The sequence below is a fragment of the Grimontia kaedaensis genome (genome assembly GCF_023746615.1).
Classification (GTDB): domain Bacteria; phylum Pseudomonadota; class Gammaproteobacteria; order Enterobacterales; family Vibrionaceae; genus Enterovibrio; species Enterovibrio kaedaensis.
The window spans coordinates 318,956-331,791 of record NZ_CP082275.1 but is presented as its reverse complement, the minus strand read 5'-3'; the positions used below and the strand labels follow the sequence as shown (position 1 = coordinate 331,791).

Below are 12,836 nucleotides of genomic sequence, written 5' to 3'. Positions count from 1 at the left end.
TCATTCCCCTGTCAATGTGATGTTTTTTTCACCTTTATAGATGACACGATCACTTCCCCGGTAAAACCCAAAGGTTCCTATTGCGCTGGGATCATCATCAAATTGCGTACCCTGCCAATTATGTTGCAACCAGGTCTGTGGTGCAGCGCTTCCGATCGCCGTATCCAGCCTCTGCCAGTAACGGAACTGCTCCCGGTTTAAATTGCCATTTTGAGCCGGAGCCTTCACAACAAACTCGGAGCGGCCATTTTCGACAGTTTTCTTTGTGATGGTGCGATTGGCGCTATCGCGCAAGAAAATCTGGGCACGATTGGCTTCTTCGCTGGTACTGCTGAATAGCACTTCTTTCTCACCGATATCGGTCGATATTTCTGATGCATTATCTCGTGTATTGGTGACAAAACGCTGTCCATTAAAGACTTCGACTACGACGGGCATCTTTTGTTCACGCGAAAGATCTTGGGTTTCAGTAAATCCTTCCATGCGCATCCGGCCAAACATAAATTCGCCCGTAGAAAATTCGGCACCACCTATTGATGGTCTCTCTCCACTAACTGGTCTGATAACCTTGGTCTCGCACCCAGCGACATTTTGAATGTCGCAATAGATGAAGTCGGTGTTATCGATATCATCTTTGATCACCCCAACCGCAAAGTGCAGCGGGTCAAAAGGTCCTTCAGGTACGTTTCCTTTTTCTAGGATCATGCGTTCCGAATTAAGCGACAACTGGCTCGTACCGTCACTTCCCACCTTCCAACCTGTTTTCCCAGCTCTCACCCAACGCTCGGAGAGGTCTTTGCCAACAACTGGACTTTCAGAAGATGGGTTAATCACCCAGTCTTCAAAGACTGCTTTGTATGCATCGCCGAACAGGTGGTAATTCTTGACCGGCTTATTATCGGCCGTCATCGCATAAACCGTGTATTGACCATCGAAAGGCTGATTGAGGTAAGTAAAACCATCGCCGTCGCTGTCTTCACTGGCAGTGATAGCAGAAGTCAAACTGCCGGAAACAGAGAAGTGGGAGGGATAAAAACGTCCTAATGGCCTTTCCCCTGGATTAACTGTCATATCGAGGTAATTTACTGCCAGCTTTGAACGAACTCCAAATGCGCCGACTTCATCAAGTGAGACATCTACAAATCGATAACGAACGTTGTTTACATCACTCGCATTATTCGTTTCTGTATTTGCAAGAGGAACAATACCGGTTATGGACGCATTACTTCCGTTAACTGGCGTGACCACAAAGGCAGTTTCATCCAAGGTCACGGTGGCGGCCGGCGCATTCTGATGCCAAAAGCTCGGTGTTGTGGCTCGCCCACAGAAATTTGGTTTGAGCGGAACGACGCCTCCATTGTTCAGCGCAGTTCCTGTCAAATCTCCGCTTTGCCATATGACAGGTTTCAATGTAGCGGTAAACGGGTCTCCAGCTTTGATAAAAGCCTTCTGACTCGACACATCTGAGAGTGAAGGTAAGCTGCCGCAAATAGCAAAAGTATATGGGCGAGCATGCAAAGAGACATCTCCATTTAACTGCCTGCTTTCAACGCCCTTCGAATCTTCGTCAACATCAGTGGCGCTATCACTGCCAGCAGCATTTGTACTTTGGACTTCAGAGATGGGAATAGAGAGCACACCTGCATCAGAATAATTTAAGGTCAGAGCATCTTTTGCTACACCTTTCGAAAACTGCACTTCGATGGTTTGAGCACCGACAGCTCCATTTACCGACGGTTTATGTGGTGCTCCTGTAGAGGTGTAGTTGGGTTGCAGATAGCTGGCATTCCCAACACTCAGTTGTTTTCTCCCCTCATATTCAGGGATAGGCGTTGGGTCACAATCGCCATAAACTGCTTCAATGGTTAATTTCTCCGGTTTACCTGCCACCATTTTTAATGGCGAAGGAGAGAAGCGGAACCCTCCAGCTGTAAAAGTGTAATTACCTTGCTCGGAGATGAGTTCTCCGGTTTCATTTGAGGTAAAAGTGGCTTCTGCGTTTACGGTGCCGATGGCTTTGTTTTGGAGCCAGAGTTTCGTACTACCATTTCTCAAAACAACTGTTCTATCTGGCCCAGTACACCCCCCAAATTCACTGGTTGCCCAACAAGCCGAGTTTTTAAAGTTCAAGGCTTTAACCGACAAATCACCTGAAATATTGCGCTGAATCGCACCATCAGCATCCGTCACATTGAAGATAACCGGAATACGCGAACACGTATTAGTGCTTTCAGAAGATGGATCAAGTCTAAGCTCATAACTTTCCAGTGGCCCGCCATACTTAATTATCGAGCGCATTGCCATGACGAGAGTTTTTGCTGTTACGGCACCATATATTGTTGTTCCCCAAGATGGTTCACTTGTCGTACCTGCCATTTTCACTGTACCAACAGAATAGACATAGCCGTACATCACTGAATCTGCTCCGAGCTGCGCACTGTAGTAACCATCAGCGCTTTCTTGCTCATGAACCCAGAATATTAGATTTTGGGGATTGCCAATAACATTCACCTTCGTGCCATTGTAGGTTTTAAGATTATTGACATGAATTTCAACTGGCCCTTCAACCGTTAACTCAACATTCTGGTTCAAAACAAGCTGGCCAAAGTGATATACACCTGGCTTAAAATGTACTTTGCCCTTTGGAATGGTGACCATGCTGTAGTTAGGAGAACTTGCATCAAACTCATGATACTCGTTAGACCATCCATCAGCAGTTGGGTAAACATCACTATCAAGTACACCTCCATTAGAAGCCAAGTCCAATGGTTTTAGTCCTTTATCTGGTGCCCGCAATGCAATAGCAGAGCACTCTTTAGCCTCAGCCCCTCCGTAGTTATTACATGTCGTTTCGTAAGAATGAAATAACCCTTCAAAACCCACTTCAACTGGGGAGATTTCAGGCTGGTATATTGTGGAATGGTCAAGGATTTGAATACAACTATTCATTTTGCCGGGCAGGTGTACTCCACAGTTGTTTGCTATTCCACCAATATTAGGAGCTTGAGCTGGCCCGGGAAAATAAGCAGAATTTGATGAGTGCGCCGAGATACTAAACATGGCGACAGTGAAAAAAAGTAGATATGGCCTCATCACTGAATCCCCCTTGCCCAGCTTTCCTGAACCCTAACAACCTGATGCGCACTACTACCGCATTGCCCCTTGCTCTCAACGTGGTATTGCACAAACTCCCCTGCATCAATGGTTTCGCAAGTCACTGAAACCGAACAGCCGCGCAGGCCAGCAGAACTAAAAGTCGTTACAACAGGTGCCTCGCTGCACGTTGCTGCAGGTAAGTTGTTAGCATCTTTCGCTAGCGGAAATAGCCTCGCCATCGCCATTTCAGTGCCGCTATTTGCCGCCAGCCAGGCACGGGTGCCCAACACTTCACGGGTAGTGGTATCGCTTTGTGAGGTGGTGATTTGCATCAGCGCTGCACCGAGAGCCGCCAAGGCTGTCATCGCAAATACCGCGATGATTAACATGCTGCCTTTTTGGCGTTTGGAAGATGTAGCTTTATGGTGCATTGAGAACCTGCACTTGTTGGTTGTAGACCGAGGACTCACCGGATTGGCTGAACTTGTAAGTGATATTCACCAAGTTACCGCTGGCTAATGATGTGGTGCCCAAATTAAATCCGCTGCCGCCAGCAATGTTCATTGCCAAAGTCGTACTGTTTTGAGTGCCATTGTTAATACGGCGCTCAAGGGTTCCAGTATTGTTATCAAAGCAGAAGCTGACTGAGTTTTCGTAGATATAGAAACGTCGGGAGGGTGATTCAGCAGGCCAAGGATCCGCAGCCGTTTTCGATGTTGTGATTGTATTGCCAACAACGTCATTGATCTGGTAGCTGTTATTCCCAGTCAAATCTGAAGGCGATGAAGGTAAGAACACAATGCGATGATTTTCGCTCACTTTAGATTGCCAATCAGTCTCTTGGGTAGACAGCGCAACGCTTAGCGTATTTTCTCCCTCCACCAATTGATGATAAGTGCCGGAATAGCGAATCGGCATAAACATTAAACACTGGCCGCCGCTGTGTATATGCAAACTGTTTGGCACTGCATGTCGCAGCTCTCTACCTACCCGCTCAACCGCAAAACGGGCTTCGGATTGCAGGGCTTCACGGTTTCGTGATTCCACATAGCCCGATGCGCTGGATTCGATAAAGCCAAAGATACCGACCGAAACAATGGCCAGAATCGTTAGGGTGACAATTAGCTCGACCAGCGTAAATCCGCGAGGTTTGCGGGTGAACAAAGCCATCAGAAGTTACTCCGATAGGCCGTGAAGTCGTATCGACCAAAACTGCCGGTATCAACGTACAGGTCGATGCGTTTATAGAGTCTGGCGTTGTTGGTGCTATCAGCAAAAGTACTGCTGTCGTACTCGACATTGATATCGACAGTGAAACCTTTGTAATCCGACGTGGAGCCTCCGACCAAAGCACTCAAATCGCCTCTGTGGGTGCGAGTGCAGGCAGAGCTTCCTCCCCAGCACCCGATATAGTCTTCAACAGCGACAAAACCCGTCCCTGCTGAAAGTGGAGAAGAACAGGTTTGAATAGGATTCGGGGCAACAATACCCTGCGCTAAAACCGCATCAGCATCTTCATCACAACGCCAGCGGCTGCCGTTAGGGTCGGATTCTTTATCAAACTGACGTGCCAGGATCTCATTCATCACTGCTTGTCCTAAGGCCGCTGCGCGGGCTTCGTAATGCGGATTGGCAGATTTGGCGAACATAGGGAAAAGGGTGGTACTAAGCAGCACCATGGCAACGCCAAACACGACGATGCCAATCACTAATTCCACCAGCGTGTAGCCACGCTGACGGTTTGAAATTCGATAAGATTTTTCAGCTACAGGCATAGAAATAGCCCTCGCTGTTTAAGCAAATTTTGGCTTCTGCACTGCCTTGGGAGAAGGAGAACTCGCAACGCCCAGAAGTGCAAAGGCGGCCGCCTACTGAATTTACCGGGCGTCCTAACAAATCAAAATAAATCGTTTGAGCGGGTGAAATGCGAACCTGTGAGTCGGACAAATCCACCATATCACTACGGTTTTCACCAAAACCACAGGCTGAGTTGCTACTGCCCCCCATTCGGGAGGCAGCAACATACAGGGCATTGCAGGCAGAAGACGGCGTCTCCTGCTGCATTGCCCTGAGCTGAACTTGTCTGGCAACAGACAAGCCCGTATCCCGCGCACTGGTTACTGAAAAAGCTTCAGACCCCGACAGACGCGGTGCGGCAAACACACTAATAATGCCGAGGATCACCAAAACGGTGATTAACTCGATTAGGGTGAAGCCTTTAGACATAATTAATTAACTACAGGCTTTCACTTCAGTTGTAGGGATGTCTGTTGCATTTGCAGAAGCGTTTGTATAGACAACGCAACGACTACCGCCTTGAGAGTTATTGAAGGTGTATTCAATCACGTTTGTGTCAGTTGCATGTACTTTCCAGTCACTTGTTGTGTCATTTGCATCAGCAGCAACACCTACAATCGCCTTCGAAATACCTGCGCTTGTTGCCGCTGGGTAGCCATTTGAAGCAACTAAAACGCCATCTACTTTATTATCACCATCTTTACCATTAATCAGGTATTTACCTTGCACCATACTACCAGCACTGTTAATAGCACCACGCAGACCTTCTAGCGCAGCGTCACGTGCATCATCTTGGAAATTTAGGAATCGAGGCGCAGCTGTAACTGCCAAAATACCCAGAATTACAATCACAACGATCATTTCAATCAGCGTAAAACCGCCTTGACGTTTCATTTTATTTCTCCGATTTCTCTCAACACTTCTACGCGGCCCGATGCCGGGTAGTAAGCAAAAACATGACGCGCCGAGATTGACGTGTCATCACTCCAAATACCGGCGCGTACCGGTCTTTCAAATCGGCAATAAGGCTGGGCTTCAATACCATTTTCCCTTACCACTATTGCGCGAATTTTTGGCTGGGATATTTGTTCTACCGCAGCCTGAAATCTGTCATCCAGCCAGTAAGACTGGTCAGTAAATTGTTCCAACAATGCACCGCAATCTTCAGCGCGTAGTGCTGTCAGTGTTTTTGCGCCATTTTCCAACGCAAAAGGAAAACCTTGCTGATGGTCATCTGTTGAGTTCAATCGGAAACTGACATCCTCAACAGTAACGATATCTTTTTGTTTAATCTCGTTTTTTAAAGCAGCTCGCAATTGCACATTCTTAGCCGAACCTTCAAACGCATTGGCGAGATAACGAAACTCCACTTCATCGGCAAACTGCATCACACGCTCAAAAGCGGGAATCGCAGCCATCACGACAATACCGATAATCGCGGTGAGCAAAGCCCACTGGGCAGCACTGCTTTCCCTGAACCTAAAAATCCAGCGCATTTAGCCGCCACGGATCAGGTCGAGCATGTTCCACATCGGCAGGAAAATACCCAATGCGAGGATTAATACCATGCCCGCCACAATCAGCAGCAGGATAGGCTCCATGCGCGCCGACAGGGTTTTCAGGTCGTAATCCACTTCACGGTCATAAAAGTCGCTCGCTTCCAGCAGCAGGTTATCAATCTGGCCGGTTTCCTCGCCCACCTGAATCATCTGGTGAACCAATGGCGTAAACAATTGGCTGTCTGCCGTGACGGAACTGAGGTTAATCCCCGACTCTATCGCCGCTTTCATCTTGTCCACTTCGCCACCAAGAAAGTGGTTATCCAGCGCTTCACCAGACATTTGCAGAGCAGTGTTGAGCGGCACACCTGCGCGCAGCATCAAGGCGAATGTTCGCGAGAAGCGCGACATCAGAGCTCGGTTAACCAGATTGCCCACCAGCGGAATACGCAGCTTAAATTTGTCCCACTTCACACGGCCTTGCTCAGTGTTCTTCCACACTTGTAAGCCTGCGAAAAGGCAAACGGTGCCAAACACCAGCAGCCACCAGAAATCGACAAAGAAGCTCGATGTCGCCATCAAAATCTTGGTCGGCAACGGCAAATCAGAGCCGAACTTGGCAAACATGCCTGCAAACTGCGGGATGACTTTGACGTTTAAAAACGCCATCGCGCCGATGATTACCATCAGCACAAATGTCGGGTAACGCAGCGCAGATTTAATCCGGCGGCGGGTTTCCATTTCCTGCTCGTAGTATTCAGCCAGCTGGAGCATGGCATCATCGAGACGACCTGTGTTTTCACCCACCTGTACCAGCGAGACAAACAAATCACTGAACACATTTTCGTGGTCACGCATTGCCGCCGACATAGGGCGACCGTTGGAAAGCTCATTGGCGACACTTTCAAGCGCAGCTTTCAATGGCTTATCCGTGGTGCTTTGTGCCAAGCCTTTAATGGCACGTAGAAGCGGTACACCCGCTTTAATCAAGCTGTATGCCTGACGGCTGAAAATCACCAGCGATTCCAGTTTCACCTTTGGCTGGAACAGCGGCGCATTGGCTTTTTGTGCCCGCGCCTTGGTGACTTCCAGTGACAACAACACCGAGCCAGACGCCGACACATTGGCGATCGCATCGCTCTCGCTGGCAGCTTCAATAATCGCCGAAACACGTTTTCCGTTCGGCTTACGCGCGGTATAGCGATACCTTGGCATTAGGCACCTATCAGCGACATCGCCGCCGCTTCAGAAAGCTTCATCGCCTCTTCCAGCGAAGTTTGTCCCTGCTTGGCAAAATCCAACGCACTGTGGACCAATGGCTTATAGCCCGCTTGTTGCTCCGCCAACGTAGAAAACAATTGAGTGTCGTTAGCGCGCAAGGCGTCCATCAATTCTGGGTTAATTTCCAGAAGCTCAAACACACCAATTCGGCCTTTGTAGCCGGTAAAGTTACAGCTTTGACAGCCGCGGCCTTTGTAGAAGCCGTGGCCTGCCATTTCCGGGCGGGTGGTTGTCAGCCAAACCTGCTCCACATCGTCAGTGGCGTGAGGAACTTTACAGTCCGGGCAGATACGGCGGATCAATCGCTGCGCCAGCACGGCGCGCACCGCACTCGCCACCAGATAACCCGGCGCTTCCATATCCAGAAGACGCAGCGCACTGTCGATGGCGTTATTGGTGTGCAAGGTTGAAAGTACCAGGTGACCGGTCAGCGCAGCGCGAAGGCCGATTTCCACAGTTTCAAGGTCACGCATCTCACCAACCAGAATGATGTCCGGATCCTGACGAAGGAAGGTGCGAAGCGCGGAAGAAAAGCTCAGGCCAATCTTGCTTTGAATTTGCACCTGGCTGATACGCGGCAGACGATATTCCACCGGGTCTTCCGCGGTCAGGATCTTTTTGCCCGGCACATTCAGTTCATTGAGCGCGCCATAAAGCGTGGTGGTTTTACCCGAGCCTGTCGGGCCGGTCACCAGAATCATGCCGTGTGGACGACGAAGCTGGTTTCGGAAACGCGCCAGCATCTGAGCATCCATACCGACTTCTTCCAGCTGCAGCACACCGGCCGACTGGTTAAGAAGACGCATCACCACAGACTCACCGTATTGCACGGGAAGCGTCGACACACGCACGTCGATGGCATTGCCACGAACATTGATGTTGAAACGACCATCCTGTGGCAGACGTTTTTCGGAGATATCCATACCGCTCATCAGCTTTAAGCGCAGTACCAGTGCAGAAGCAATGGCGCGCTCTTTCAGTAAAGTTTCATGCAGCACGCCATCAATACGCTGGCGAATTCGCAGGGCATCGGCATCTGGCTCGATGTGAATGTCCGAAGCATTTACCTGCACTGCATCTTCAAACAGCGAGTTAATCAGTTTAACGACGGTGACTTCTTCAGATTGCTCTTCGTCTGCCCCGAAGTTTTGTTCCAGCTTTAAGCCGTGTTCGGCCTGCAGTCGCTCAGCAAACGAAGCGATTTCGCTGGTGCGGCGGTAATAGCGATCAAATGCATCGATCAACGGCTGCTCTGCCGTGATCAGAAGTTCTACCTGATATTGATGCAGCTGATTCAGCACACTTTCCTGTGAAGCCAGATCCGCAGGATCGGACATAGCCACACGAACCGTGTTACCGATACGACCAATCACTAGCGCGCGAAGGCGTCGGGCATGTACTTCTGGTAGCAAACTGACAGCACTTGGATCGACTTGCGTCAGGCTGAGATCAATCATTGGCACACCAAGCTGACGGGCAAGGAAATCCAGCATCTGACTTTCGGTCAGAATGCCCATTTCCATCAGGGTATCGCCGAGCTTACGTCCGGTTTGAGATTGACGGGACAGTGCAGCATTCAAGTCAGCGTCCGTGATAATGTGCTCCTCAACAAGAAGATCACCGAGACGTTTTCGAAGTTTAACGGCCATCTGTTGCTCCCTGTTTCAGGTTCTGGAGGTAAACCAGACGCTGGCGAGCAAAGTTCACTGACTGGTTGCTCAAACCGCCAGATTGAACGGCTTTGCCATAAGCTTTTTCGGCTTCCGCATTGGCACCGGTTTTCTCGGCAGACACACCCAGCCCCAGCCACCAACGACCGTCCATCGGCTCTTGCTCTGTCAGCCATTGATAGCTTTGCTTGGCTTCGAGGTTCTTACCCAGCTTTTGTGCCAAAGCCGCGCGCATGGACACGAATCGTACCTGCTCGCCATCCAGCAAGTTCACCGAAGAAGACAGCACATTCAGCGCAGATTCTTCGCTGCCACTTTGCTGGTACATGCGCGCCAGTGTGAGTTTCAATGTTGCGGAATTTGGGTTGGCGCTGATGCCTTTACGCAGCACGTTTTCTGCATCTCGCAATTGACTGCGACCATACAAAAGCCCAGCCAATTGATTGGTGGCAGCAATGTGGCTCGGGTTGTATTTCACCGCATCACGCAGAAAAGCGATGGCTTTTTGTGTATCGCCAACCTGAGCGCGTTTCTGCGCTTTTTCGTAAGCGATATCTGCCAACTGTTCGCCAGTCAATTCGATGGTTTCTACTGACAGTGAGGCCGCTTGTTCAACTTCTACTGTTTCTTGCACTGGCGCAGCTTTAACTGGCTCTGCTTTCGCAATCAGCACAGGTTCAGCTACCTGTGCAGTTGCTCTGGTTTCGACTTTCGCCTCAGAGACTGGCTCAACAGCTTCCACCTTCGGCGTCATTTTCATTGCCACATAGCTGACTTCACTTTTCACTACTTTCTGGGTAGGCGAAGGGACGGCTTTAGGTGCAGGCTCAACGAATACGGGTTCAGTTATCAAAGTTGACGCCGGTAGAACCGTTTTCTCACTGCCACTCGAAAGTGCCCACGAAATACTCGTCGCTCCCACAAAAGTCGCCACCAGAGCCAGCGCAACACGTGCAAAGCGAAAGCCCCATACAGAAGGGATTGATGCAACAGCGAGGCGTTTCTCACTGCTTTGCTGCGACGAAAGGTCGCTCAACATGCGGTTTAATTCACTCATGATTTCCTACCCCCAAACGGCCTGAAGCACAGAGTGCTTGCGGGCGAGAGGTGTATCTTTAATGGCGAGGCGAACAGCATGCGCGCTGACGCGGTGTTTGCCCCTGCCAAAACTCAGTAACAGCGATTTATGGCAAAGCTGATGCACGAGTCGCGGAATGCCCTGACTCGCGACCCAAATGCGGCGCTTAGCCCACGTAGAGAAAAGTGGCGAAGCGCCCTGTTCTTTTAATCTGTGGTCGATATAAGCCGAGGTTTCGGCAAAGCTCAGCGTCGCTAATTCTGCGCTGAAGCTGATACGCTGCAGTAGCTGGCGCATATTGTGCTGGGACAGACGTTCATCAAGCTCTGGCTGGCCGAACATAATCAGCTGGATAAGCTTGCGCTGCTCGGTTTCCAGATTACCCAACAAGCGAATCGCTTCAAGCACTTTATCCGGCATGGCCTGCGCTTCATCGCAAAGGATCACGACGGGCTTTTCATCTAGCGCTGCGATAATGGCTGCCTGTTGGATTGCACCAAGCAGCTTGTCTTCTGTCACCTGATCATCAATGCCAAGCTCATCAGCGATCAGACGATGCAACCCTGCCACCGTATTGGCTGGGTTCGGCAAAAAGACCAAAGTAAAGCTGTCGCCCAGTGCTTTGAGCACCAAACGGCACACCATGGTTTTTCCTGTACCCACCTCGCCTGTCACTTTGACCAAGCCTTCGCCCATTTCCATCGCCGACACGCAGGTATTTATCGCATCGACGTGTGAACGCAGGCCGAAAAAACAGCGTGTGTCTGGAGTCAGGCTAAATGGCGCGGCATTGAGGCCAAAGTGCGACATATACATATGAGTGGCTTAATTCTCCGGGAACCAGTCGTCTAGCAGCTGACGCGAGCGGTTGATCTCTTCCTGCCAGGTTTGCTCACCCACCACAGAAGGTTGCAGCAAAATCACCAGTTCGGTTTTCTGCTTCATGCGGTTCACGTTACGGAACAAATGGCCAAGGCCCGGAATATCGCCCAGAAGTGGTACTTTAGAGACCATTTCCTCGTAGCTGGATTTCATCAAACCACCAATGACGACCACATCCCCAGATTGGGCATGGATGATAGAGTCCGATTCACGGATAGACGTCTTAGCTAGCGGCAACACATAAGGCTGTGATGAAGTGCCAAGTTGGATAGTTTTCTCTTCCGTCACCACATCAATCACCGCAGGGTGAACATGCAGCAGCACGCCGTTGTCATCGTCGATTTGTGGCGTCACATCCAGGGAGATACCCGAGAAGAACGGTGTTAATTCGATGTTCGGGCCAGAGTCTGAGTTATCGCCTGACGTATCGCTGGAAGAAATATCCGTAACAAAGTACTCGTCACCACCGACTTTAATGACCGCTTTCTGGTTGTTCGCTGCTGTGACGCGTGGGCTCGACAGCACATTTACATCGCCCTGTGTATCAAGGAAATTCAGCACAGCCTCAAAATTGCCATCCTGAATTTTGATGTTGGTTTGTCCACCAATCACATTGGAAATAAAATCGCCTGCAAGTTCAGCGGCATCTCGTGTTATCTCCACGCCACCGCTGCCAATGGAAGAAGTGATGTTCGACCAATTCACACCCTGCTGATAACCATCACTCAGAGTCACTTCAAGGATTTTGGCTTCCAGAATCACCTGACGTTTCAGGCGTGCTTGTGATGCGTCGAGGAAGCGCTTCACTTCGCGAAGTTCATTCGGGTATGCCTTCACCGTGATTAAACTCGCCTGGGGTGAAACTACGATGCTTCGGCCGTCACCATTGCCAATCATGGCTGCAACAGCGCGTTCAAGCTGTGCCCAGAAGTTACTTTCTGCGCGGGTTTCAATGACAGTACCGCCAGTTGGCACAGAGGTGCGCTCAGTTTTTTCATCATCTCCGCTGCCGGAGCTGGAGTCCGTTGAAACGGCACCTGTGCTGATAGAAGTCAGTGATACCCCAGCGCGTTGAAGCTGAAGGTAATCCACCGGGAAAGTTTCCGTGCGCAGTACCGCCGGGAAAATCTGAATAAGACGTCCATTCATTTCGACGTTGTAGCCGTAGATATCAGAAACCACTTCCAACGCTTCAGGCACGGTGACATCTTTCAGAGAAACCGTGACCTTCCCGCCCACTTCCGGATGCATCACCAGATTGAAATCCGTGCCTTGCACTAAAGAGCCAAAGAAGGCTTTGGCATCGACATTGTTAGCATTAATGCGCAGGCGTTTTTCAGTCAACACGCCACTGCCAGAGGTGTCAGAGAAATCCCCCATCAAATCCTGAGTGACCGCATCTGGCAATTCCGTCAATGGCTGGGAAGTGCTCTGTGCATAGGCCTCGTTCAGCGCTTCCTGCACTTCAGTCGGCTTTTGATGTCCCACGCTCTGACACGCCGACAACAGCATCGCTGCGGCGAAGGTCAGTAA

At 50.1% G+C, this 12,836-nt stretch carries 12 protein-coding genes; all 12 read right to left on the bottom strand.

Annotation, left to right across the window (positions count from 1 at the left end; translation table 11 throughout):
• The 12 genes from K6Q96_RS01645 to mshL are packed head-to-tail and all read right to left on the bottom strand — an operon-like array spanning position 1 to position 12,815.
• Positions 1-3,093 (bottom strand): DUF6701 domain-containing protein, encoded by a 3,093-nt coding sequence (locus K6Q96_RS01645; protein WP_251879559.1) that lies wholly within the window; start codon positions 3,091-3,093, stop codon positions 1-3.
• On the bottom strand, positions 3,093-3,527 hold the full coding sequence (locus K6Q96_RS01640) for an MSHA biogenesis protein MshP (RefSeq protein WP_251877308.1): 435 nt from the start codon (positions 3,525-3,527) through the stop codon (positions 3,093-3,095). Before K6Q96_RS01640 ends, K6Q96_RS01645 begins: the two co-directional genes overlap by 1 nt.
• Positions 3,517-4,266 (bottom strand): PulJ/GspJ family protein, encoded by a 750-nt coding sequence (locus K6Q96_RS01635; RefSeq protein ID WP_251877307.1) that lies wholly within the window; start codon positions 4,264-4,266, stop codon positions 3,517-3,519. The genes K6Q96_RS01640 and K6Q96_RS01635 overlap by 11 nt, the downstream gene beginning before the upstream one ends.
• Positions 4,266-4,871, bottom strand: a complete 606-nt coding sequence (locus K6Q96_RS01630) for a type IV pilus modification PilV family protein (RefSeq protein ID WP_251877305.1) — start codon at positions 4,869-4,871, stop codon at positions 4,266-4,268. Before K6Q96_RS01630 ends, K6Q96_RS01635 begins: the two co-directional genes overlap by 1 nt.
• Positions 4,858-5,322 carry a type II secretion system protein gene (locus tag K6Q96_RS01625; protein ID WP_251877303.1) on the bottom strand — a complete coding sequence of 155 codons (465 nt, stop codon included), beginning with the start codon at positions 5,320-5,322 and terminating at the stop codon, positions 4,858-4,860. The genes K6Q96_RS01630 and K6Q96_RS01625 overlap by 14 nt, the downstream gene beginning before the upstream one ends.
• 6 nt (positions 5,323-5,328) lie before the next feature.
• Positions 5,329-5,787, bottom strand: a complete 459-nt coding sequence (locus K6Q96_RS01620) for a type II secretion system protein (protein ID WP_251877301.1) — start codon at positions 5,785-5,787, stop codon at positions 5,329-5,331.
• Positions 5,784-6,389 carry a hypothetical protein gene (locus K6Q96_RS01615; RefSeq protein WP_251877299.1) on the bottom strand — a complete coding sequence of 202 codons (606 nt, stop codon included), beginning with the start codon at positions 6,387-6,389 and terminating at the stop codon, positions 5,784-5,786. The genes K6Q96_RS01620 and K6Q96_RS01615 overlap by 4 nt, the downstream gene beginning before the upstream one ends.
• Positions 6,390-7,607: a type II secretion system F family protein gene (locus K6Q96_RS01610; protein ID WP_251877297.1), complete on the bottom strand. Its 1,218-nt coding sequence runs from the start codon at positions 7,605-7,607 to the stop codon at positions 6,390-6,392. It abuts the gene before it with no gap.
• A complete protein-coding gene (locus tag K6Q96_RS01605) occupies positions 7,607-9,322 on the bottom strand; it encodes a GspE/PulE family protein (protein ID WP_251877295.1) in 1,716 nt (571 codons plus the stop codon). Before K6Q96_RS01605 ends, K6Q96_RS01610 begins: the two co-directional genes overlap by 1 nt.
• Positions 9,312-10,400: a tetratricopeptide repeat protein gene (locus tag K6Q96_RS01600; RefSeq protein ID WP_251877293.1), complete on the bottom strand. Its 1,089-nt coding sequence runs from the start codon at positions 10,398-10,400 to the stop codon at positions 9,312-9,314. The genes K6Q96_RS01605 and K6Q96_RS01600 overlap by 11 nt, the downstream gene beginning before the upstream one ends.
• Positions 10,401-10,406: 6 nt before the next feature.
• Positions 10,407-11,237 (bottom strand): ExeA family protein, encoded by an 831-nt coding sequence (locus K6Q96_RS01595; RefSeq protein ID WP_251877291.1) that lies wholly within the window; start codon positions 11,235-11,237, stop codon positions 10,407-10,409.
• A 9-nt stretch (positions 11,238-11,246) separates the two neighbouring features.
• The gene (gene mshL / locus K6Q96_RS01590) at positions 11,247-12,815 is read right to left on the bottom strand and encodes a pilus (MSHA type) biogenesis protein MshL (RefSeq protein ID WP_251879557.1); all 1,569 of its coding nucleotides are present in this window, start codon (positions 12,813-12,815) and stop codon (positions 11,247-11,249) included.
• Positions 12,816-12,836: the final 21 nt, after the last annotated feature.

Coding starts and splice junctions, on each gene's coding strand:
- mshL (WP_251879557.1), bottom strand. CDS start 12,815: ATGCTGTTGTCGGCGTGTCAGAGCGTGGGACATCAAAAGCCGACTGAA.
- K6Q96_RS01610 (WP_251877297.1), bottom strand. CDS start 7,607: ATGCCAAGGTATCGCTATACCGCGCGTAAGCCGAACGGAAAACGTGTT.
- K6Q96_RS01615 (WP_251877299.1), bottom strand. CDS start 6,389: ATGCGCTGGATTTTTAGGTTCAGGGAAAGCAGTGCTGCCCAGTGGGCT.
- K6Q96_RS01640 (WP_251877308.1), bottom strand. CDS start 3,527: ATGCACCATAAAGCTACATCTTCCAAACGCCAAAAAGGCAGCATGTTA.
- K6Q96_RS01645 (WP_251879559.1), bottom strand. CDS start 3,093: ATGAGGCCATATCTACTTTTTTTCACTGTCGCCATGTTTAGTATCTCG.
- K6Q96_RS01600 (WP_251877293.1), bottom strand. CDS start 10,400: ATGAGTGAATTAAACCGCATGTTGAGCGACCTTTCGTCGCAGCAAAGC.
- K6Q96_RS01605 (WP_251877295.1), bottom strand. CDS start 9,322: ATGGCCGTTAAACTTCGAAAACGTCTCGGTGATCTTCTTGTTGAGGAG.
- K6Q96_RS01620 (WP_251877301.1), bottom strand. CDS start 5,787: ATGAAACGTCAAGGCGGTTTTACGCTGATTGAAATGATCGTTGTGATT.
- K6Q96_RS01625 (WP_251877303.1), bottom strand. CDS start 5,322: ATGTCTAAAGGCTTCACCCTAATCGAGTTAATCACCGTTTTGGTGATC.
- K6Q96_RS01635 (WP_251877307.1), bottom strand. CDS start 4,266: ATGGCTTTGTTCACCCGCAAACCTCGCGGATTTACGCTGGTCGAGCTA.
- K6Q96_RS01630 (WP_251877305.1), bottom strand. CDS start 4,871: ATGCCTGTAGCTGAAAAATCTTATCGAATTTCAAACCGTCAGCGTGGC.
- K6Q96_RS01595 (WP_251877291.1), bottom strand. CDS start 11,237: ATGTATATGTCGCACTTTGGCCTCAATGCCGCGCCATTTAGCCTGACT.